Source organism: Micromonospora sp. IBHARD004, assembly GCF_052814115.1.
On the sequence record NZ_CP199934.1, the window covers coordinates 4,619,530 to 4,639,702 of the forward strand.

Annotated in this window: 16 protein-coding genes and 1 pseudogene; 8 read left to right on the plus strand and 9 right to left on the minus strand. The window is 75.1% G+C overall.

All coding sequences use genetic code 11. The features are described from left to right. The first annotated feature begins 21 nt into the window (after window positions 1-21). From ACTWO6_RS22510 to ACTWO6_RS22525, 4 genes are read left to right on the plus strand one after another with little or no spacing between them, the layout of a single operon-like run. On the plus strand, window positions 22-1,017 hold the full coding sequence (locus ACTWO6_RS22510) for an AAA family ATPase (protein ID WP_446215784.1): 996 nt from the start codon (window positions 22-24) through the stop codon (window positions 1,015-1,017). A 3-nt stretch (window positions 1,018-1,020) separates the two neighbouring features. Next, the gene (locus ACTWO6_RS22515) at window positions 1,021-2,175 is read left to right on the plus strand and encodes a DUF58 domain-containing protein (RefSeq protein ID WP_446215785.1); all 1,155 of its coding nucleotides are present in this window, start codon (window positions 1,021-1,023) and stop codon (window positions 2,173-2,175) included. Further along, window positions 2,151-4,523 carry a transglutaminaseTgpA domain-containing protein gene (locus ACTWO6_RS22520; RefSeq protein WP_446215786.1) on the plus strand — a complete coding sequence of 791 codons (2,373 nt, stop codon included), beginning with the start codon at window positions 2,151-2,153 and terminating at the stop codon, window positions 4,521-4,523. Before ACTWO6_RS22515 ends, ACTWO6_RS22520 begins: the two co-directional genes overlap by 25 nt. 29 nt (window positions 4,524-4,552) lie before the next feature. Further along, a complete protein-coding gene (locus ACTWO6_RS22525; RefSeq protein ID WP_446215787.1) occupies window positions 4,553-4,822 on the plus strand; it encodes a hypothetical protein in 270 nt (89 codons plus the stop codon). An 18-nt stretch (window positions 4,823-4,840) separates the two neighbouring features. Here the strand turns inward: ACTWO6_RS22525 and ACTWO6_RS22530 are convergent, their stop codons facing one another. The 3 genes from ACTWO6_RS22530 to ACTWO6_RS22540 form a co-directional block, all read right to left on the minus strand. Beyond that, window positions 4,841-5,632 (minus strand): SDR family oxidoreductase, encoded by a 792-nt coding sequence (locus tag ACTWO6_RS22530; RefSeq protein ID WP_446215788.1) that lies wholly within the window; start codon window positions 5,630-5,632, stop codon window positions 4,841-4,843. A gap of 46 nt (window positions 5,633-5,678) precedes the next feature. After that, window positions 5,679-6,869: an RNA-guided endonuclease InsQ/TnpB family protein gene (locus ACTWO6_RS22535; RefSeq protein ID WP_446215789.1), complete on the minus strand. Its 1,191-nt coding sequence runs from the start codon at window positions 6,867-6,869 to the stop codon at window positions 5,679-5,681. Window positions 6,870-7,023: 154 nt separating this feature from the next. After that, on the minus strand, window positions 7,024-7,998 hold the full coding sequence (locus ACTWO6_RS22540) for an LLM class F420-dependent oxidoreductase (protein WP_446220732.1): 975 nt from the start codon (window positions 7,996-7,998) through the stop codon (window positions 7,024-7,026). Window positions 7,999-8,284: 286 nt separating this feature from the next. On the opposite strand from ACTWO6_RS22540, the gene ACTWO6_RS22545 reads away from it, so the two are divergent. Continuing rightward, entirely contained in the window at window positions 8,285-9,148 is an 864-nt protein-coding gene (locus ACTWO6_RS22545) for a DUF1028 domain-containing protein (RefSeq protein WP_446215790.1), read from the plus strand. Between the two features lie 66 nt (window positions 9,149-9,214). Here ACTWO6_RS22545 and ACTWO6_RS22550 read toward each other — a convergent pair whose 3' ends face one another. Further along, window positions 9,215-9,886 (minus strand): maleylpyruvate isomerase N-terminal domain-containing protein, encoded by a 672-nt coding sequence (locus ACTWO6_RS22550; RefSeq protein ID WP_446215791.1) that lies wholly within the window; start codon window positions 9,884-9,886, stop codon window positions 9,215-9,217. Window positions 9,887-9,994: 108 nt separating this feature from the next. Between ACTWO6_RS22550 and ACTWO6_RS22555 the strand changes: the two genes are divergently transcribed. Beyond that, a complete protein-coding gene (locus ACTWO6_RS22555) occupies window positions 9,995-10,450 on the plus strand; it encodes a YbhB/YbcL family Raf kinase inhibitor-like protein (protein ID WP_446215792.1) in 456 nt (151 codons plus the stop codon). Here the strand turns inward: ACTWO6_RS22555 and ACTWO6_RS22560 are convergent. Then, a complete protein-coding gene (locus ACTWO6_RS22560) occupies window positions 10,447-11,334 on the minus strand; it encodes a phosphatase PAP2 family protein (RefSeq protein WP_446215793.1) in 888 nt (295 codons plus the stop codon). The genes ACTWO6_RS22555 and ACTWO6_RS22560 overlap by 4 nt on opposite strands. A 391-nt stretch (window positions 11,335-11,725) precedes the next feature. Here ACTWO6_RS22560 and ACTWO6_RS22565 point away from each other — a divergent pair. After that, window positions 11,726-12,543 (plus strand): annotated as a pseudogene (locus tag ACTWO6_RS22565) (glycoside hydrolase family 1 protein); the annotation flags it as partial. Between the two features lie 52 nt (window positions 12,544-12,595). Here ACTWO6_RS22565 and ACTWO6_RS22570 read toward each other — a convergent pair. The 3 genes from ACTWO6_RS22570 to ACTWO6_RS22580 all read right to left on the minus strand — a co-directional run bounded on the left by ACTWO6_RS22570 (window position 12,596) and on the right by ACTWO6_RS22580 (window position 17,145). Beyond that, window positions 12,596-13,018 (minus strand): roadblock/LC7 domain-containing protein, encoded by a 423-nt coding sequence (locus ACTWO6_RS22570; protein ID WP_446215794.1) that lies wholly within the window; start codon window positions 13,016-13,018, stop codon window positions 12,596-12,598. Beyond that, window positions 13,015-15,636: a nitrate- and nitrite sensing domain-containing protein gene (locus ACTWO6_RS22575; RefSeq protein WP_446215795.1), complete on the minus strand. Its 2,622-nt coding sequence runs from the start codon at window positions 15,634-15,636 to the stop codon at window positions 13,015-13,017. The genes ACTWO6_RS22570 and ACTWO6_RS22575 overlap by 4 nt, the downstream gene beginning before the upstream one ends. 72 nt (window positions 15,637-15,708) lie before the next feature. After that, a complete protein-coding gene (locus ACTWO6_RS22580; RefSeq protein WP_446215796.1) occupies window positions 15,709-17,145 on the minus strand; it encodes an FGGY family carbohydrate kinase in 1,437 nt (478 codons plus the stop codon). 261 nt (window positions 17,146-17,406) lie between these two features. Here ACTWO6_RS22580 and ACTWO6_RS22585 point away from each other — a divergent pair, with 261 nt between their 5' ends. Continuing rightward, window positions 17,407-19,380, plus strand: coding sequence for an anthranilate synthase family protein (locus tag ACTWO6_RS22585; protein ID WP_446215797.1), 1,974 nt, complete (start codon window positions 17,407-17,409; stop codon window positions 19,378-19,380). A gap of 69 nt (window positions 19,381-19,449) precedes the next feature. Here the strand turns inward: ACTWO6_RS22585 and wrbA are convergent, their stop codons facing one another. Then, on the minus strand, window positions 19,450-20,067 hold the full coding sequence (gene wrbA / locus ACTWO6_RS22590; protein WP_446215798.1) for an NAD(P)H:quinone oxidoreductase: 618 nt from the start codon (window positions 20,065-20,067) through the stop codon (window positions 19,450-19,452). Window positions 20,068-20,173: the final 106 nt, after the last annotated feature.

Genomic DNA, 20,173 nt, shown 5'->3' on the forward strand with positions numbered 1-20,173 from the left:
CCCAGTCGAGGAGCACCCGCAGTGAACACCCCCGAACCGCTCACCCAGGCGGAGGTGCAGGGCTTCGCCGCCCTCGCCGCCCGGCTGGCCGAGAACGTCAACGCGGTCGTGCTGGGCAAGCCGCAGGTGGTCCGGCTGGCGTTGACCGCGCTCTTCGCCCAGGGGCACGTGCTGCTGGAGGACGTGCCCGGGGTCGGCAAGACCACCCTGGCCCGGGCGGTCGCCGCCACGGTGAAGGGCCAGTGGCGGCGCATCCAGTTCACCCCGGACCTGCTCCCCTCGGACGTCTCCGGGGTGACCATCTTCAACCAGGCCACCCGCGGCTTCGAGTTCCACCCGGGCCCGGTCTTCGCCAACATCGTCATCGCCGACGAGATCAACCGGGCGTCGCCGAAGACGCAGTCGGCGCTGCTGGAGGTGATGGAGGAGCGGACCGTCACCGTGGACGGGGTACGGCATCCGGTGCCCCAGCCGTTCCTGGTGGTGGCCACCCAGAACCCGGTGGAGATGGACGGCACCTACCGCCTCCCCGAGGCCCAGCTCGACCGGTTCCTGGTGAAGCTCTCGGTGGGCTACCCGGACGAGGCGGTCGAGGTGGAGGTACTGCGCGGGGCCGCCGTCCGCTCCCCCGACTCGCTCAGCCCGGTCACCGACACCGCCACCGTCGGCGAGATGGTGCGGATGGCCCTCCGGGTGCACATCGCCGAGCCGCTCTACGCGTACGCGGTGCGGCTGGCCGCGGCCACCCGCGGCCACCCGCAGGTGCGGGTCGGGGTCAGCCCCCGGGGCGTCATCGCGCTGACCCGGGCGGCGTGCGCGTACGCGCTGATCGACGGGCGGGGCTGGATCATGCCAGAGGACCTGAAGGCCCTGGTCGAGCCGGTGTTCGCGCACCGGCTGCTGCTCACCCCGGACGCGCAGGTGCGCGGGGTGACCGCGGTCGAGGTGCTGCGCCAGGCGGTCGCCTCGGTGCCGGTGCCGCTGCCGTCCGGCCAGCCCGCCCCGGTGCACGGCTGAGCCGTGGGGATCACCGCCCGCGGTATCGGACTGCTCGTCGCCGCCGTCGCGCTGCTCGGCGTCGGCTTCCGGTACGCGTACCCGGAGCTGACCGTGCTCGGCGCGGCGGCCGCCGTCGCCGTCGGGTACGCGCTGGTCACCGCCGCGTGGCGGCCCCGGCTGGCGGTGGAGCGCAGCGCCGACCCGGACCGGGTGGCCCGCGGTGAGCCGGCCAGCATGACGCTGACCGTGCGCAACACCGGGCGGCTGCGGGCGGCGAACCTGGTCGCCGAGGACCGCTGCGGGGCGGCGCTGGTGCCGGTGCCGCTGCTGCGGCTGCGTCCCAGCCGGGACACCACGGTCCGCTACGACGTGCCGACCCGCCGGCGGGGCGTGGTGCCGGTCGGTCCGTTGCGGGTGACCCGGCGCGACCCGCTCGGGCTGGTCGCGTCGGCCCGCCCGTACGGGGGGACGGTGCCGGTCTGGGTGCACCCGCGCATCCATCCGCTGCGGGCGGTGCCGACCGGGGCCGGGCGCAGCCTCGACGGCCGCACCGACAGCGTGCCGCACGGTTCGATCACCTTCGACTCCCTGCGGGAGTACGTGGTCGGCGACGAGCTGCGCCGGGTGCACTGGCGGACCAGCGCCCGGGTCGGCGAGCTGATGGTCCGGGAGAACGTGGACACCAGCCTGCCCCGGATCGTGGTGGTGCTGGACAACCGGGCGGCCGCGCACCCGGAGCGGGTCGACGGGGTGGCCGATTCCTTCGAGTCCGGCTGCGAGGCGGCGGCGTCGGTGGTCGCCGCCGCGGTCCGGGAGGACCTGCCGGTGAGCCTACTGCTGGTCGTACCCGCCGACGGGGATCCGGCCGGCGCCGGTGGGCCGCTGGACCGGCTCGCCGCGGTCGACCTGGCCGACGCCGGGGACGACGTGCTGCGGACCGCGATGAGCCGGCTGCGGCAGGAGCGGCTCGGCGACACCCTGGTCTTCCTCACCGGGCCGGGTGGCCGCGGGGACCTGGGGCAGGTCGGCGCGCTGCGCGGGGCGTACCCGTCGGTGCTCGTGGGGGTCCTCGGGGCGGCGGAGCCGACGCCGGCCGGCGCGGCCGGCCTGCTGGTGGTGGACGCGGCGGACGGCGCGGAGTTCGCCGCCGAGTGGGACGGGGTCCGCCGGTGGTGAGCCTGGCGCCGCCGCGCGACGCGGACGCGTCGGCCGGACCGCCGCCGGGGCAGGACCGGCGCGGCGGGGCCGTGGTGCGGCTGCTTGCCGCCGTGCCGGCGCCGCTGGCGCTGATCACCATGATCGCCCTGGCCGGCGTGGTGCTCGACCGGGTGTACGCGGGGTCGCTGCTGACCCGGCTGATGGTCGGCGCGGCGGTCGGCTCGGTGCTGGTCAGCGTGGCCGCCCGGCGGCTGCCGTCCTGGCTGGTCGCACCGCTGTCGGTGCTCGCCCTGGCCGGGTGGACGGCGCTGGCGCTGCGGTTGGCCGCCGCGCACGCCGACCTGCCGGGAAGCCTGGGCGCGGTGACCGCGGACGCCGCCCGCAACGCGATCCCCCGGCTGCTGACCGCGATGATCCCGGTCGAACCGGCGCCGGACACGGTGCTGCTGCCGCTGGTCGCCGGGTGGCTGGCGGGGCTGGCCGGCGCGGAGGTGGCGCTGCGGGCCGGCCGGGTGCTGCTCGGCTACCTGCCGCCAGCCCTGCTCTATGCGGGCGCGCTGTACGTGGTGGGCCCGAACGCGCAGCCGGCGATCTGGCCGTCGGTGGCGTTCGCGGCGGTCGCCGCAGTGGGCCTGGCGGCGCCGTCGCGGCGGGACGGGCCGGCGACCGCCGACCCGTCGGCAGGGCTCGCTCCGGCGGTCCGCGCCGCAGTCCGGGTCCGGCTGTTCGCGGCCGGCGCGGCGGGGGTGGCGGTGGTCGTCGGGCTCGCCGCCCTGCTCGCCCCGCTGGTGGCCGGTCAGGTGGACGAGCACCCGGTGGACCCGCGCCGGTACGTCGAACCGCCGCAGGTCGAGTCGCTGGACGAGAACCCGCTGATCCGGATCTCCGGCTGGGCGTTGAACCCGGACCAGCGGCTGCTGGAGGTCCGCACCGAGGCGGGCGGATCGGGGTCGGGGGCGGCCCGGATCCGGCTCGCCGTGCTCAGTGACTACGACGGGGTGACCTGGCGGGTCGGGGCCACCTACCGCAACGCCGGCCGGATCCTGCCGGCGGTGGAGCCGGCCCCGGGCGGTGCCACCGACACGGTCCGCCAGGAGATCACCGTGGCCGACCTGACCGGGCGGCTGCTGCCGGCGGTCGCCACGCCCCGGGAGATCACCGGCGCCCGGGTGGCGTACGACCCGGCGACCGGGACGCTGATCCGGCCGGAGGGGCTGGCTCCCGGGCTGCGCTACACGGTCACCTCGCTGCGGGAGCGCCCCGACGGGAACCTGCTGGCCACCGCGAACGTGCCGGCGGGTGACGCGGTGTCCCGGGTGCTGCGGGTGGCCGACGGGGCGCCGGAGCAGGTGCGCCGGCTCGCCGCCCAGCTCGCCGAGTCCAACGGCGCCCCGTACGCGCGGGCCGCCGCGATCGAACAGTTCCTCGCCGAGCACTACCGGGTCACCGCGGACGCGCCGAGCGGGCACGCGTACCCGAACCTGGCGTTCTTCCTCTTCGGACCGCGCAACGGCGGCGGGCAGCGGGGCACCTCGGAGCAGTTCGCGGCGGCGTTCGCGGTACTGGGTCGGCTGGCCGGGCTGCCCACCCGGGTGGTGGTGGGCTTCGAGCCCCGGGGGGACGGTCCGGTCCGCGCCGCGGACGCGTTCGCCTGGCCGGAGGTGCTCTTCGAGGGGGTCGGCTGGGTGCCGTTCGACCCGATGCCACAGCCGGACGAGGAGCCGCGCCCGGTGGAGGAGGACTTCCGGCCCACCCCGGACGACCCGCCCCCGTCAGAGGTGCCGGAGCCGACCGTGGAGCCGCCCGCGACGCCCCCGGCCGAGGCCGCGTCCGGCCCGGCGGGCGACCGGTCCGGGCTCTCCGCCCCGGTCCTGGTGGCCGGCGGCGCGGGCGGCCTGGTGCTGCTGGTCGGGCTGGTGCTGCTGACCCTCGCCGCGCTGCGCCGGAACCTGACCCGGGCCCGGCTGGGGCGGGGTGACCCCGGTCGGCGGATCGCCGGCGCCTGGCGGGAGGTGACCGACGCGCTGCGCCTGACCGGCCACCCGGTCGGCGACGACCTGTCCGCCGGCGAGGTGGCCGAGGCGGCCGGGCGGACCCTCGCGGCGGCCCGGGCGGCACTGACTCCCGATCCGACGCGGACCCGCGGCGCGGACACCCGGGCCGAGGCCGTCCCGCCCGACGACGTGGACGAGCTCGCCGGGCTGCTCAACCAGGTGGCCTTCGCGCCGGGCACGGCGACGCCGGAGCAGGCGGACCGCGCGGCGGCGGTCGCCGACGGGTATGTCTCGGCGCTGCGGTCCGCGCGGCCGCGGTGGCGGCGGCTGCTGTGGACGGTGCACCCGGGCCCGCTGCGCTGGCGCCGCTGACGTTTGCCGCCGGGCCCTACCGTCGGGGCATGCCCGGTCCCCTCTGGGCGGTCATCGCCCTCCTCACCGCCGCCCCGCTGGTCATGGTCGGCTGGACGCGCCGCGCTCGTCGCCGTCGCACACTCACCCGCGAGCAGAAGCTGGCCGCGGCCAGGAAGGCGGCGCGGGGGCTGCGCCGCACCGCCCGCCGCGCCGGCCCCGGTCTCTCCGACACGGAGAGCGCCCGCCCCGCCGACAACTGGTCCAGTTTCATGGGCGGCCCGCCGAGCGACGTCGGCGGTGGTACCGGGTCGATCTGACCGACGGGCGTGGACGGTTCAGGCGCGCAGCTTGCGGATCAGCTTGCGCAGGCCGGCCTGCCAGCCGTCCGGGTCCTCGGCGCGCCGCCGGGCGTAGTCGGCGACCTCCGGGTGGGGCAGGATCAGGAACCGCTCCTCGGCCAGCCCGGCGATGGTCGCGTCGGCGACCTGGTCGGGGGTGAGCACCGCCCCGGAGGCGGCGATGACCCGGGCGCCGAGGTGACCGGCGGCGAGGCCGTCGGCGAGCATCGGGGTGTCCACGCCCTGCGGGCAGAGCGCGCTGACCCGGATGCCGGCGTCCCGGTAGGTGATGGCGAGCCATTCGGCGAAGCCGACCGCGGCGTGCTTGGTCGCGCTGTACGGGGCGTCGCCGACCGCGGTGAGCAGGCCCGCCGCCGAGCAGGTGAGCAGCAGGTGCCCCGAGCCGCGGCGCAGCATCGCCGGGAGCACGGCCCGGGCGGTGTAGACGTGGGCGAGGACGTTCACCCGCCAGGCCCGGTCCCAGTCGGCGTCGGGGGCCTCCACTCCCCCGCCGGTGGCCACGCCGGCGTTGGCGCAGAACAGGTCGATCCGCCCGTACCGCCGCTCGGTCTCCTCCACCAGCGCGCGGACCTGCTCCTCGTCGGTCACGTCCAGGCCGACGGCGTGCGCGACCGGGCCGATCTCCGCGGCGACCGCGCGGGCCGCGTCGGCGTCCAGGTCGGCGAGGACGACGGCGGCGGCGCCCTCGGCGACGAAGCGGCGGGCCAGCGCGGACCCGATGCCGCCGGCCCCGCCAGTGATCACGGCCACCCGATCGGTGAGGTTCATTTGACGTCCTCCCGGCGCTGACGAGCCGATAGTCCTTTTACCGGGCTCATGTTGTACTCCGGTGGGTTCCTGTTTCACCAGCGGCAGCCACCGCAAGCAGTGGTCTTACGTCGCCTCCACAGGCGTTTAGCCTCTCGGCGCGCCCCGCCGCGAGGATGTTGCGTGCCGCGTTGATGTCGCGGTCATGAGTTGCCCCGCAAGAGCATGTCCAGGTACGGACGGCCAGGCTGAGCTTGTCGCCGAGCCGGCCGCACACAGAGCAAGTGCGGGTAGACGGGTACCAGCGATCGACCTTTGCAAAGGTTCGGCCATAGAGCTGGGCTTTGTAGTCGAGCATGCCGACGAACATGGACCAGCCAGCATCGTGCACGCTGCGGGCCAATCGGGTCCGGGCGAGACCAGCGACACACAGGTCCTCCACGTAGACCGCTTGGTTGTCGCGGATCAACGTGGTGGACAGCTTGTGCAGCCAGTCACGCCGGGTGTCGGCCACCCGGGCGTGCAACATGGCGATCTTGCGGGCCGCCTTCTTGCGGTTGCTGGAGCCCTTCTTCTTGCGGTTCAGCGCACGTTGGGCGCGGCTAAGGCGACACTGCGCGCTACCCAGCCACCGCGGGTTGTCGACCTTGTCCCCTCGAGAAGGGATAAGGAAGTGCGAGAGACCGAGATCGACGCCGACCTCCTGATCAACAACAGGCAACGGATGCCTCCGGACCTCGACCACGAACGAAGCCCAGTACCGTCCGGCCGCGTCGAGTGTCACCGTGACGCTCGACGGATCCGAAGGAAGGGCTCGGGACCAGTTGACAGGAATGTCGCCGACCTTGGCCACGTACAGCCGGCCGTCCGGCCGCAGAGAGAACCCGTTGCGGGTAAGCCGGATTGACTGTCGTCCCCGCTTCGAACGCCACCGGGGGGCTCCAACGCCGCGGCCTCTGCGCTTTCCTGACAGGGAGTCGAAGAAGTTGCGGTACGCGCGGTGGAGGTCCCTAACCGCCTGCACCAGGACCACGGACGACACCTCGGTCAGCCACGCCCGCTCGTCGGTCTTCTTTGCCTCGGTGATCGCCGCCTTTTGGACGTCGGCGTCACTGACGAATCCGGCGCCCGCAAGGCGGGCCTGCTCGCGCAGGCGCAACCCGTCGTTGAACACCACCCGAGCGCACCCGAACGCCTTGGCCAACGCTATGCGCTGATGTGGTGCCGGATCCAGTCGGTAGCGGTATCGCAGCTGCACGAGCGACATCCTAACGCTCGTCTATGTCGTGCGTTGACCTGCTGGCACCCGATATGCACAACGCTTACAGCGCCCCCCGGGAACCTGGCACGTGGGATCTTCGTCATCAGATGCGCCGCAAGGCTTTGACTGACCGAGCCCGCCACGGTCTTGCTCAGGCCTCCGCAGCGATGCCAAGTCGCGGGATCAGTGTGGCCAGGGCCTCCGCGCCGCTGGCGGCCAGCTCCGGGGTGGGCAGCAGTCCCATCACCGGTACGTCCACCCCGGCGTCGGCGTAGCGGCGGACCTGCGCCGCGCAGTGCTCGGGCGAGCCGTGCAGCACCAGCGCGTCGACCACCTCGTCGGGCACGGCCGCCGCGGCGCCCCGCCGGTCCCCGGCCGCCCACGCCGCCCACATCGGACCGAGCGTCGCCTCCCGGCCGAGCCAGCGGTGGAAGGCGGCGTACGCGGGGACGGTGAGGTAGCCGGTGATCAGCCGGCGGCCCAGCGCGCGGGCGTGCGCGGCGTCCTCGGTGGGGCAGACGAAGATCCGGGCGACGACCTCGAAGCCCGGCCGCCGGTCGCCGAGTTCGGCGAGAGCCCGGGGCACGTCGTCGGCGGCGAGCCAGTTGAGGATCACCCCGTCGGCCTCGGCGGCGGCGAGGTGGAGCATGCCGGGGCGCAGCGCGGCCAGCAGCACCGGTGGCGGGACGGCCGGCGGGCGTTCCAGGGTGAACCGGCGGACGGTGAACGTGTCGTAGACCTCGTCGACGGTTTCCCCGCGCAGCGCGGCGCGGAGGAACCGCAGCACGTCCCGGGTCCGCCGGAACGGCTCGTCGAAGCGGACCGCGTTCCAGTCCCGCACCAGCACCGGCGAGGAAGCGCCGATGCCGAGGGCGAAGCGGCCGGGGGCGGTCTCGGCGAGGGCGGCGGCGGTCATCGCCAGCAGCCCGGGTCCCCGGGTGAAGACCGGGGTGATCGCGGTGCCGAGCCGCAGCCCCGGCTGCCAGGCCGCGGCGAGCGCCAGCGGGGTGAACGCGTCGGCGCCGGCCACCTCCGACGACCAGACGTCCGTGAAGCCGGCCTGGTCGAGGGCCGCGTAGACCGCGGCGTGGTCGGCGAGCGGGATGCCGCTCAGCGGCACCGTCATGCCCCATCGATTCGTCACCGGTCGATCGTGCCCGCTCGCCGTCGCCCCGAGCAAGATCCAGAACGGTCGCACCGGCGGCGATCGGGCGATACCAGCGGTTACGCCCGGAAAGAGTGTTACGACTGCCAGGTGAGGTGGAGCGACGGCGGGGAATGCCGACCATGACGGGCGAAGGCCCGAGCGGCCTGCTGCCGGCGAAGAACCCCGAGCGCGCGACCTTCCTGGAACTCCCGTCCCGGCGCTTCCGCGGGACGCCGGCGCGGCGTCGCGGCGCTACCATCCGCGGGTGACCTTCTCGATCGTCGCCCGGTCCGCCGACGGCCGCCTGCACGGCGTCGCCGTGGCCAGCAAGTTCCTCGCCGCCGGCGCGCTGGTGCCGGCCGCCGAGGCGGAGGTGGGCGCCGTCGCCACCCAGGCGCACGTCAACCTCGCGTACCGGCCGCAGGGGTTGGCGCTGCTGCGCACCGGTGTGGCCGCCGCGGACGTGGTGGCCGGCCTGGTCGCCGCCGACCCGGGCCGGGACGACCGGCAGCTCGGCGTGGTCGGGGCGACCGGCGACGGCGCGACCTGGAGCGGGCCGCGCTGCCACCCGTGGGCGGGCGGCCAGGCCGGCGACGGCTGGGCCGCGCAGGGCAACATCCTCGCCGGGCCGCACGTCATCGACGCGGTCCGGGACGCCTGGCTGGCCGGCACGGGCCGGCCGTTCCCGCAGCGGCTGCTCGCCGCGCTGCACGCCGGGGACCGGGCCGGCGGCGACCGGCGCGGCCGGCAGAGCGCCGGGCTGCTGGTGGTGGAGCGCCACGGCGGGTACGCCGGCACCGGCGACACCCTGGTCGACCTGCGGGTGGACGACCATCCCGACCCGGTGACCGAGCTGGGGCGGCTGCTCGACACGCACACCATGCTCTTCGGCAGGCCCGACCCGGCGACCCTGCGGGACCTGGCCGGGCCGCTCGCCGACGAGGTCGCCGGCCTGCTCGCGGCGGTCGGCCACCGAGTGGGCGCGGCCGGCCTGGACGACGCGCTCGCCTCCTGGGCCGGGGTGGAGAACCTCGAGGAGCGGCTGGTGCCCGGTCGGATCGACCCGATCGTCCTGGACCACCTGCGCCGCACCGCGCCGCACGTCCCGGCCGCCCGCACCGGCGACTGACCCGGCCCGCCGGACCGCGCCAGGCCGGCGACCCGGAGTCGGTCACGACGCCGGACCGCGCCGGGGTCAGCCGCCGAAGGAGAGCCAGCGGAGGCCGGCCTCGTCGACCAGGGTGCGCTCCCGGTCGGTCAGGTCGAACCGGCCGGTGGCCTTGCGGATCGTCGTCAGAGGGTTCCAGTCGAGCCCGGCCGGGACGGGCCGGCCACCGGTCAGCAGGTCGGCCACCACCGCGGCGGCCGTCGGGGTCAGCCAGGGCCGCCGGTCCAGCGCCTCGGCCAGGTCCAGGCCGTGCACGCCGACCTCCACCACCCGGGTCCGCAGGAACTCGGTGAGCGTCATCGCGTCGCCGTGCCGGGTGCGGACCAGCCGGCCGGGAGGCTGCGCGGCGACGGCCGCGTCGGTGGCCCGCCAGGCCCGCGCGAAGTCCGCCGCCACCTCCGGTACGCCGGCCAGTTCCCGCGCCTCGCGCCGGGCGCTGTCGATCCGGGCGCTGTCCACCTCGGAGGTGAACTTGGCGGCCCCGAAGTAGCCGGCGGCGTCCACCTCCGCCCGGTCCGGGGCGGGTGCGGCGAGCATGTCGACCAGCCGGCCGGCGCCGGTCCGGACGTGAGCGACGAGGTCCCGTACCCGCCAGGGCGGGCAGGGGGTGGGCCGGTCGAGGTCGGTGCCGGCCAGCCCGCGCAGCACCTCCTCCAGCCGCGCGCACTCGTCCCGGAACGCCGTCCGCACCCCGTCCACCCGTTCCTCCCCGACCTTGCGATGACCCGTCGGCCCTACCGTGCCACGGCCGTTTCGCCGCCACCGGGCCGGGTACCCGCCGACGACCGGACGAGAGGGGGCGCCGAGATGGCCGGCATCATGCTGCGCAGCACCGCGTTCAATGACCACGACCTGCTACCGGGACGCTTCGCCCGGGAGGGCGAAAACGTCTCGCCGCCGCTGGAGTGGTCCCAGGTTCCGGATGCGACCGAGGAGCTGGTCCTGATCGTCGAGGACCCGGACGCCGGGAAGGCTCCTTTCCTGCACTGGCTGGTCACCGGGATCTCGCCCGGGTCCGGCGGGGTCGCCGAGGGCGCGGTGCCCGAAGGGGGCCGCGAGTGGCCCAACAGCTTCGGCACGGCCGGGTGGGGCGGCCCGCATCCACCTCTGCACGAGGACCCGCACCGCTACTTCTTCCGCCTCTACGCGCTGGAGCGCCCGCTGGACCTGCCCGAGGCGCCCCAGGCGACCGACGTGCACCGCGCGCTCACCGACAAGGAGATCGCCAGCGGCACGATGGTCGGCACCTACTACCGCAGTTAGCCCTTGTAGCGGGGCACCAGGCGGTGCACCACCGCGAGGACCAGCGCGGCCACCATGGCCATCGTCCCGGCGATGCCGGCCGCGCTGCCCGCGTACCCGACGAAGAGCGGCCGGCGGCCGAGTTCGGCCGCCGGGACGTCGCGGAGGTCGAGCAGCCAGGACAGGGCGAGCCCGCACCCGACGACCGCGAGCACTCCGCTGATCCCGAGCACCGCGGCGGCGACCCGGTGCGAGTCGGCCGACGACACCTGCGCCCGTTCCCGCTGAAAGAACAGCAGGACCAGGCCGGCCAGCGCGGCCCAGACCCCGACCACGAGGAACGCCGCCACGGCGTCGCTGGGCCGGTGCCAGCCGGCGGAGAGGGTGGCCACCCCCGCGGCGGCCGCGTAGCCAACGCCGAGGAACGCGCCGAGCACCCGGACCTTGCGGGGCAGCACGAGGATCAGCGCCACCGCGACCGACGCCGCGATGGCGGTGTGGCCGCTGGGCAGGCTGTTCCCCGCCGCCGCGCGCTCCGGGTCGACGCCGAAGTCCGGCCGGGTCAGGAAGTGCTTGAGCAGCTGGGTGCTGACGGTCGCGCCGGCGATCAGCAGGGTGGCCGTGACCGCGAGGGCCTTGCGGCCCCGGATCAGCGCGATGAAGCCGATCACCGCGGTGACCACCAGCAGGGACACCACCGACATCGCGTTGAGGATCCGGTCCACCGGCCCGTCGATCCGCTCCTGGCCGATCCGGTTGCCGGTGAGCGCCACCGTGTCGAGCCACTGGCCGACCTCGGTGTGCACGGCGAAGCGCCACACCACGAGGAAGGCGGCCGCCTGCACCAGGGCCAGCACGACCAACCAGACCGCCGCCCAACCCCTCGCCGTCTCCCGCACCCGCACACCGTAACGGCCGGCACGGGTCGGCGCGCGGCGAGACTGCGGCGTACCAGGGCCGCGGTGCCCCGGGGGGCCGGGCGCGGTGCTGCGGAAGACCGGACGGCGCCCGCGGAGCTGCGGCGTCCCGACGGCACCGGCCGGTCGGGACCACCGGGCCCGGGAATGTTAAAGAGAGGCCGCCACGGGGGGAGCGGCCTCTCCGGTGATGTACGTTACTCCGTCCACCGCCGCCGTGTGATCCCGTGGAGTACGGATTTCCCGGGCTTTTTCGCGGCAGTCTCGTCTCCGGACGGAGTGGTGGGCCGGCCGGTCCGCTGCGTCGGCCGGACGGCCGGCCCACCCGGCCTGACCGTGGGAATCAGGCCGTCCGCCGACCGGGCTTCTCCAGTTCCCACAGGGCTACCGGTCCTCCGTCTCCTGGCCGCGGATCCAGGCCGACGGCGCCGGCAGGCCGAACCAGCACGGCCTCGACTTCTACCCGCGGCTGCTCGACGGGCTGCACGAGCGCGGCATCGCGCCGATGGCCACCCTGTTCCACTGGGACCTGCCCCAGGCGTTGCAGGACGCCGGCGGCTGGGAGTCGCAGCCCCGAGGCGGCCGCGGCGACCGGCTGTACGACGGCTACGAGAACCGCCTCTACCTCGACTCCGTCCTCAAGGGTGGGTACCCGCAGGACGTGCTGGCCGACCTCGGACCGGGCAGCCGGATGGTCGCCGGGATCCACGACGGCGACCTCGACGTCATCGCCAGCCCGGTGGTCCTGCTCGCAGTGCAGTACTACACGCCCATCCACGTCACCGCCACCGGCGACACCACCCGCCGCTGGCCCACCTCGGCGGCGGACTGGCAGCAGATCCACCCCGAGGGGATCTACGACATCCTGACCCGGGTCACCCGCGACTACGCCGGATCCCGATCACGATCACCGAGAACGGCCTGCCCTGCCCGGACACGCTCGGCCCCGACGGCACCGTCGACGACGCCGGCCGGATCGACTTCCTCCGCCACCACTTCGCCGCGGCGCACCGGGCGATCGCCGACGGGGTGCCGCTGGGGAGCTACCACGTCTGGTCGCTGCTGGACAACTTCGAGTGGGCCGAGGGGTACGACCAGCGTTGGGGCCTGGTCTACGTCGACTACCCGACGCAGCGCCGGGTGCTCAAGCGCAGCGCCCACTGGTACCGCACGGTGATCCGCGACAACGGCCGCTGAGCGCCGCGACGACGACCCGGCCGGGGCGGACGCCCCAGCCCGGTCGCCCCGGTCAGCGGGGCAGGGCCTGCTGCAGCTCCGCCCGCAGCGCCGGGGTGAGCATCTCGCCGGCCTGCTTCGCCAGTCGCGCCATCTCGTAGCCGACCACGCCGATGTCGGCCTCGGCGGCGGCCAGGGTGGCCAGGATCGAGCCGTCCCGGATCTGCATGACGAGGAAGTACCCGCGCCCCATCTCCACGACGGTCTGCTTGACGATGTCGCCGTCGAACATCTGGGCGGCGCCCGCGGTGATGCTCATCAGCCCCGAGGTCACCGCGGCCAGCTTGTCGGCGTGGTCGCGGGGCAGGTGGGCGGAGATCGCCACCAGCAGCCCGTCGGAGGAGACCACCACCGCGTGCGCCACCCCGGGGACCCGTTCGGCGAACGCGTTCACCAGCCAGCTCAGGTCACGCGCCTCCTGGCTCAACGTCATCATTGTTGTTCTCCTTCGCTGCGATCGCCGACGGGCGGCATGATCAACACTGTGGTCTCCTCGGCCTCGGCCCGCCGCACCCCGCCGTAGAAGCTGGAGAGCATGCCGCCCACCGCGTCCGGGTCGGGCTCGTGGCGCGGGGCGGGCTCGTCGGGGCGGGCGGAGCGGGTGACCGCGGCCAGTTGCGCCATCGGCACCCGTACCGGCAGGCCCCGCTCGTTGGTCCCACCGGTCACCGGCGTCTCGGCCGGCGGCGGTGTTACACCGAGCGTCGACGACGCCGGCCCCTGCCGGGAGAACCAGCCGCCACCCTCGGCCCGTCCGGCCGACGGGGTGAGCACGTTCTCGGTCCGGACCGGCACCTGCCGGTGCTGCCGCGGCGCCGCCGGCGGCTCCGGCCGCCGGCCCGCCACGGGCAGCTCCGTCGGAGCCTCCGGCCGCCGACCCGCCACCGGCAGCTCCATCGGAGCCTCCGGCCGGCGACCCGCCACCGGCACCTCCGCCGGCGGGTCCGGCCGGCGCGGCACCGGCACCGGCACGGCGGACGGGGTGGCCGACCGGGTGGCCGCGCCGACCTCGGTGGTCAGCATCCGGGGCGAGGCCGGCGCGTCCAGCTCGGGAGCGGGCGCCGGTGCGAGCAGCTCGGCGGGGATCCGGACCTGGGCGACCAGGCCGTCCTGACCGCCCTGCAACCGGATCTGCACGCGGTGCCGGGCGCCCAGGTGGCTGACCACGAACAGACCCATCCGCTCGGACGCCGCGACGTCGGCCGCCGGCGGCTCGGCCAGCAGCGCGTTCGCCTCCGCCAGCGCACTCGGGCTCATCCCGAGCCCCTGGTCGGCGATCTCCACCAGCGCCCCGTGGCCCTCGGGCCGGACGGTGACCCGGACGACGGTGTCCGGGCGGGAGAACGCAGTCGCATTCTCCAGCAGCTCGGCGAAGAGGTGCACCAGGTCGCCGACGGCGTGCCCGACCACGTGCAGGTCCCCCGTCGAGGAGTTGCGGACCCGCTGGTACTGCTCGATCTCGGCACTGGCGCCGAGCAGCACCGCCGCGAGGCCGACCGGACGGTTCCACCGCCGGGTGGACTCCGTGCCGGCCAGCACCAGCAGGCTCTCGTCGTTACGGCGCATGCGGGCGGCCAGGTGGTCCAGCTTGAACAGGTTCTCCAGCTGCTCCGCGTCGCTCTCCTCGCGTTCCAGGTCGTCGAGGAGTTCGAGCTGCCGCTCGACCAGCACCTGGCTGCGCCGGGCGAGGTTGACGAACATCGCGTTGACGTTGCGGCGCATCAGCGCCTGCTCGACGGCGACGCTGACCGCGCTGCGGTGCACCGCCACGAACGCCTCGGCCAGCTCGCCGATCTCGTCCAGCGAGCGGACCACCGCCGGGGGCACGTCGATCCCGGTCACCGAGCTGTCCACGGCGCGCAGCCGGTCGAGGGCATCCGGCAGCTCCACCTGCGCGATCCGCAGAGCCTGGCTGCGCAGCAGCCGCATGGACCGGGCGATCGACCGACCGATCAGCAGCGAGATCAGCACGGCGACCAGCAGCACCGCGACGATGCCGCCGACCACCAGCAGGGTGTCCCGCAGCTGCCCCGAGCTGGCGTCGTCGGCCCGGCGTACGGCGTCGTCGAGGACCTCGTTCTCGAGCCGGTGCAGCAGGTCCTGACGCTGCTCGCTGACCATCCACCACTGTGGCGCGAGCAGCACCGCCGGTTCGGCGGTGCCGGGCAGGGTCGTCTCCTCCAGCTTGGTGGCCACCACGAACCCCGGGTTCACGGAGGTCTGGTCGTACCGGCGGACCTGGTCGGCGGTGGCCGCCACCCGGAACGCGCCCAGGGCGGTCAGCTGCTGGGCCCGCAGGTCGGTCAGGCTCACCTGATCGTCCAGCTCGTACCGGCCCGCGCGGGCGGCCGCGTAGAGCTGCCCGCGGATCCGCGAGGAGAGCTCCTTGACCCGGGACAGCTGGACGTAGCGCAGCACCGCGTCGGTGAGCGCCCGCTGGTCGTCGCCGGGCGAGGGCTCGGCCAGCAGGTTGAGCAGGGCGCCGATGGCCCGGTGGTAGTTGCTCAGGATGGTGTCGCTGCTGAGCACCGCCGGCGGCACCGCGGCCCGGATGTAGATGACCTGGTCGTACGCCTCGAGCACCTCGGAGTAGGCGACCCGCCAGGCGGCGTCGGCGTCGGCGAGCGGCTCGGCCGCCCCACGCAGGTCGGCCAGGGCCTGGTCGGAGGCGGTCTGCAGTGGCTTCAGCGCGGCGATCGCGGCGTCCCGGTCAGGTCCGCCGGCGGATGTGCGCAGCGCGGCCAGCTCGCCCGCGGTCCGGTCCCGCTCCTGCTGGAGCCGGTCCACCGCGGCGGTGATCTGCCGGCCGATGCCGACCTGCTGGGCGAAGGCGCTGAGGGCGGTGGTCTGCCCGACCAGCGCCCGGGTCTGCACTCCGGCCAGGACCAGGAACGCCACCGAGGGGATGATCAGCACGGTGGCGAGCTTCGTGCGCATCCGCCAGTCCCGCAGCCGCAGGGCCGAACGGCGGCGGTGCGGCACGACCCGGACGTCGAACCGGTTCCGGCGGTGGTTCGAGACCGCGCCCCGATCGGGGTCGGGACCTGCGCCCACACATGCCTCCTCGGTCCCTCGCCTCCGCCACCTCGGGGAGCGCAGTCCATCCAACCAGGCCGACGGACGGTGTCAACGGCCTGACCGGCCGGTTGACCAGGAAGGGCAGCCCGGCCGCGCACCGGCTACGGTGTTCGGCGCGTCCGCCTCGTCCGTCCGGCCGATGCCACCCACGCGAGCTCCGTCGGCGACCCGCCCGAGCGCCACGAGCGCGGCCCCGGTCGCCCCGATCTCCGGATGCCGCTGGTGCCGCACCGGCCGTGGCGCCAGCGCGGCGACGAACGCCTCCCGCCACCACGCCGAAGCGGCCATCGCTCCCCCGCCGAGCACCACCTCGGCCGGCTTCACCACACCGGACTCCAGCACCGTCAGGTCCTCGGCGACCAGCCGGCACAGGCCCGTCATCAGGCCGGCGAGAAGGTCGACGGCGGTGGCGCCGAAGCTGAGCCCGCGCAGCTCACCGGAGCCGGCCGGCGCCAGGCCCGGCGGACGGTCACCGCCGAAGCGGGGATCGGCCAGCACCCGACCGTCCGTTGGCACCCGGGACAGCGCCGCCTCCAGCTCGACGCCGCCGGGCAACCGCAGCTCCCGCTTGGCCCAGGCGAAGAGGTTCCCGCCACTGGAGTACGCCGTCCCGGTCACCACGTGCTCGTGGTCGACCCGGTAGCGCCAGAGCTGGTCGGACAGCGGCGGCAGCTCCGCCCCGGCCGGCACCGGCTGGATGAGGCGTACCGCGGCCGAGGTGCCCACGGTGACCGCGGCCCGGGACGGGTCGACGCAGCCGGAGCCCACGTTGGACGCCGCGCCGTCGCCCACCGGCGCGGTCCACCGCGCCCCGGCCAGCTGCGGCCAGCGCCGGGCGTGCTCCGGCCGCAGCCGGCCGCGCCATCCCGTCGGGGCCAACGGGGGCAGCTCGCCGGGGCGTACCCCGGCCAGGTCGCAGGCCTCCGCGTCCCAGTCCAGCCGGCGCAGGTCGAGCAGCCCGGTTCCGGAGGCCATCGAGATGGAGATCGGCGCCTCGGTGAGCAGCACCCCGAGGACGTACTCGGCCAGGCCGGCGAAGCGGGCGACCGGGGTGGCCGCGCGCTCCCGCAGCCAGGGCAGCCGCATCGACCAGTAGCAGCGGTGCCACCAGGCGCCGGTGCGCTGGTGGAAGGCGTCCGGGTCGGCCGGACCGGCGGCGCCCGCGGCCGGCGCCGGGCGGGTGTCCATCCAGGTCAGCACCGGCCCGAGCGGCTCGCCGTCGGCGTCCAGCGGGACCACCGAGTGCCACTGCGCGCAGGCCGTCACCAGCTCGATGTCGCGCAGGTGGCCGGCGTCGGCCAGCTCGTCCAGGCACTCCGCCAGGCAGGCGAGGTACATGCGGCCGTCCAGCGTGCCGGTGCCGTCCTCGCCGGTGGCCAGGTGCACCTTCCGCCGGGCCAGCGCGCCGGGCCGCGGGATGGCGTCCGCGTCCAGCACGAGTCCCCGTACGGAGGAGGTGCCCAGGTCGAGAGCGAGAATGTTCATCGCCGGTCAACCTACCCGGCAGGGCGGGCGGTGAAGCCAAGATCCCGACTCGGCCGGGACGCGGCGATCGGGTTCCCGGGGACCGTCGGGTCGCGTACAGTGATCGCCATGCCCGCGCACCTGTCCTGCTGGTGGCCCGCCGACCCGGCGGCCCATCCCCGCGCGTAGCTTTCCCACGCGGCCGCCCGACGAGGCGGCCGCCGGTCTCTCCCCGGCATCCCGGGCCGCCCCGCCGGCGGCTCCCGGCCCGAGGAGACCCCGATGACCCGCCCGCACGACCTGCTCGCCGCCGTCGCCGACGGCGTCGACCCCGGCCCGTTCGCGCTCGTCCGCCGCGAGGGCGCCGACCACCTCGAGCTCTTCACCGGCACGGTACGCACCGCCGACCGGCTCGCCGACATCCCACTGCCGGACGGCCCGCCCGGCCCGCGCACGCTGGCCCTGGTCCCGTACCGGCAGATCGGCGAGCGCGGCTTCGCCTGCGTCGACGACGGCGTGCCGCTGGAATGCCTGGTGATCTCCACACAGCACCGGATCGGGCTGGCCGAGGCGCTCGACGTCCTGCCCGACCGCCCGGTGCGGAGCACCGGGCGCGGCTTCGACATCGCCGACGACGAGTACGCCGCGACCGTCGGCCGGGTGCTCGCCGACGAGATCGGCCGGGGCGAGGGCGCCAACTTCGTCATCCACCGCACCATGCGGGCCACCGTGCAGGGGTCGCCGCTGGTGGCGGCGCTGGCCGCGCTGCGCCGGCTGCTGCTGCGCGAGCGCGGCGCGTACTGGACGTTCGTGGTGCACACCGGCTCCCGGATCCTGGTCGGGGCCAGCCCGGAACGGCACGTCAGCGTCGACGACGGCCTGGTGATGATGAACCCGATCAGCGGCACGTTCCGGCACACCGGCGCGGCGGCGGACCGCGACGCGCTGCTGCGCTTCCTCCACGACCCGAAGGAGGTCGATGAGCTGTACATGGTGCTCGACGAGGAGCTGAAGATGATGGCCACCGTCGCCGAGCACGGCGGCCAGGTGGTCGGGCCGTACCTGCGGGAGATGGCGCACCTCGCGCACACCGAGTACCTGCTCGCGGGGCGCGGCTCGCGGGACGTCCGGGAGGTGCTGCGGGAGACGATGTTCGCCCCGACGGTCACCGGCAGCCCGATGGAGAACGCCTGCCGGGTCATCGCCCGGCACGAGCGGACCGGCCGCCGCTACTACGCCGGCGTCCTCGCGCTGCTCGGCCGGGACGACGCCGGCCGGCAGACCCTCGACGCGCCGATCCTGATCCGGACCGCGGAGCTCTCCCCCGCCGGCGAGCTGCGGGTGCCGGTCGGGGCGACCCTGGTGCGGCACTCCACGGCGGCGGACGAGGTGGCGGAGACGCACGCCAAGGCGGCCGGGGTGCTGGCCGCGCTCGGCCTCGGCCCGGACGCGCCGGAGCCCGGCCCCCGCCCGGCGGGCCGGTACGACCATTCCGGCTCGGCGCGCCTGACGCCGCGCCGCGACCCGGAACAGTCGTACGCCGACGACCCGGAGGTCCGCGCCGCGCTGGCCGCCCGCAACGCCCCGCTGGCCCGGTTCTGGCTCGACCAGCGGACGCCCGGCGCGTCCGCGCTGGCCGGGCTCACCGGCCTGCGGGCGCTGATCGTGGACGGGGAGGACACCTTCACCGGCATGCTCGCCCACCAGCTCGGCGCGCTCGGGCTGCGGGTCGACCGCCGCGACTGGCGGGAGCCCGCCCCGGTGGACGGCTACGACCTGGTGGTGGTCGGTCCCGGGCCGGGCGACCCGGGCGATCTGTCCGCGCCGAAGATCGCGGCGATGCGGGCGCTGCTGGTGGGCCTGCTGGAGTCCGGCCGGCCCACGCTGGCGGTCTGCCTCGGGCATCAGCTGCTCTCCGGGCTGCTCGGGCTGCCGCTGCACCGGCGGGAGGCGCCGTACCAGGGGCTCCAGCGGGACGTGCCGGTCTTCGGCGCGACCCGCCGGGTGGGCTTCTACTCCACCTTCACGGCGCGCGCCGACGCCGACCGGGTGGCCAGCGCGTACGGGCCGGTGGAGCTGTCGCGGGACCCGGCGGACGGGGCGGTGCACGCGCTGCGCGGGCCGGGTTTCGCCGGGGTGCAGTTCCACCCGGAGTCGGTGCTCAGCCGGGACGGCCTGGCCGTGCTGGCCGACCTCCTCGGGCATCTGCTCGCCAATCCGGCCCTGACCGGGCATGGTCCGGCCGATCGGGGGTAGGGCTCAGGGCGACCGGTGGTCGGACGGGCCGAGAGCCCCCGTCCGACCACCGGTCGCCACCGGCCGGGGTCAGCCGGCCAGGCCCTTCTTCAACGCCGTGCTGATCTGCACCGCGCGTCGGGCGGTCAGCGCGGTCGCGTTGCGCGCGATGTCGTCGGGCGCGGTCTCGCCGTTGTTGCTGGTGTGCGAGGCGCCGTACGGGTTGCCCGCGACGAACTGGCTGGGGTCGGTGTAGCCGGGGGTCACCACGATGCCACCCCAGTGGTAGAAGACGTTGAACAACGCCAGCAGGGTGGACTCCTGTCCGCCGTGCGAGGTGGCCGTCGAGCAGAAGCCCGAGTACACCTTGTTGGCCAGCGAACCCTGGGCCCAGAGCGGACCGGTGGTATCGATGAACTGCTTGAGCTGGGCGGCGACCATGCCGTACCGGGTGGGCGAGCCGAAGATCACCACGTCGGCCCAGGAGAGGTCGTCGAGCTGGGCCTCCATCACGTCCTGGGTCTCCAGGTGGTGCGCCTGCCAGCCGGAGTTGGAGCGGATCGCCTCGTCGGGCGCCAGCTCACGTACCTTGCGCAGGCGCACCTCGGCCCCGGCATCGCCGGCGGCCTCGACCGCTGACTGCGCCATCTGGTAGGTGATGCCGGTCGCGCTGTAGTAAATCACCGCGACCTTGGTCCGACCATCCATCAGACGTTCCCTCCTCAAATCGGATCAGCTCCGGCGACTACCCGTTGCTTGCGGGGTCAAACGGTCGCCCGGCGACAATGATCGGGGTCGATAGCTTGCGGCTGCT

What these genes read in the sequence shown, in the direction of transcription:
- ACTWO6_RS22525 (WP_446215787.1), top strand. Translation starts at nt 4,553, where the DNA reads ATGCCCGGTCCCCTCTGGGCGGTCATCGCCCTCCTCACCGCCGCCCCG.
- ACTWO6_RS22530 (WP_446215788.1), bottom strand. Translation starts at nt 5,632, where the DNA reads ATGAACCTCACCGATCGGGTGGCCGTGATCACTGGCGGGGCCGGCGGC.
- ACTWO6_RS22540 (WP_446220732.1), bottom strand. Translation starts at nt 7,998, where the DNA reads ATGACGGTGCCGCTGAGCGGCATCCCGCTCGCCGACCACGCCGCGGTC.
- ACTWO6_RS22555 (WP_446215792.1), top strand. Translation starts at nt 9,995, where the DNA reads ATGGCCGGCATCATGCTGCGCAGCACCGCGTTCAATGACCACGACCTG.
- ACTWO6_RS22570 (WP_446215794.1), bottom strand. Translation starts at nt 13,018, where the DNA reads ATGATGACGTTGAGCCAGGAGGCGCGTGACCTGAGCTGGCTGGTGAAC.
- ACTWO6_RS22580 (WP_446215796.1), bottom strand. Translation starts at nt 17,145, where the DNA reads ATGAACATTCTCGCTCTCGACCTGGGCACCTCCTCCGTACGGGGACTC.
- ACTWO6_RS22585 (WP_446215797.1), top strand. Translation starts at nt 17,407, where the DNA reads ATGACCCGCCCGCACGACCTGCTCGCCGCCGTCGCCGACGGCGTCGAC.
- wrbA (WP_446215798.1), bottom strand. Translation starts at nt 20,067, where the DNA reads ATGGATGGTCGGACCAAGGTCGCGGTGATTTACTACAGCGCGACCGGC.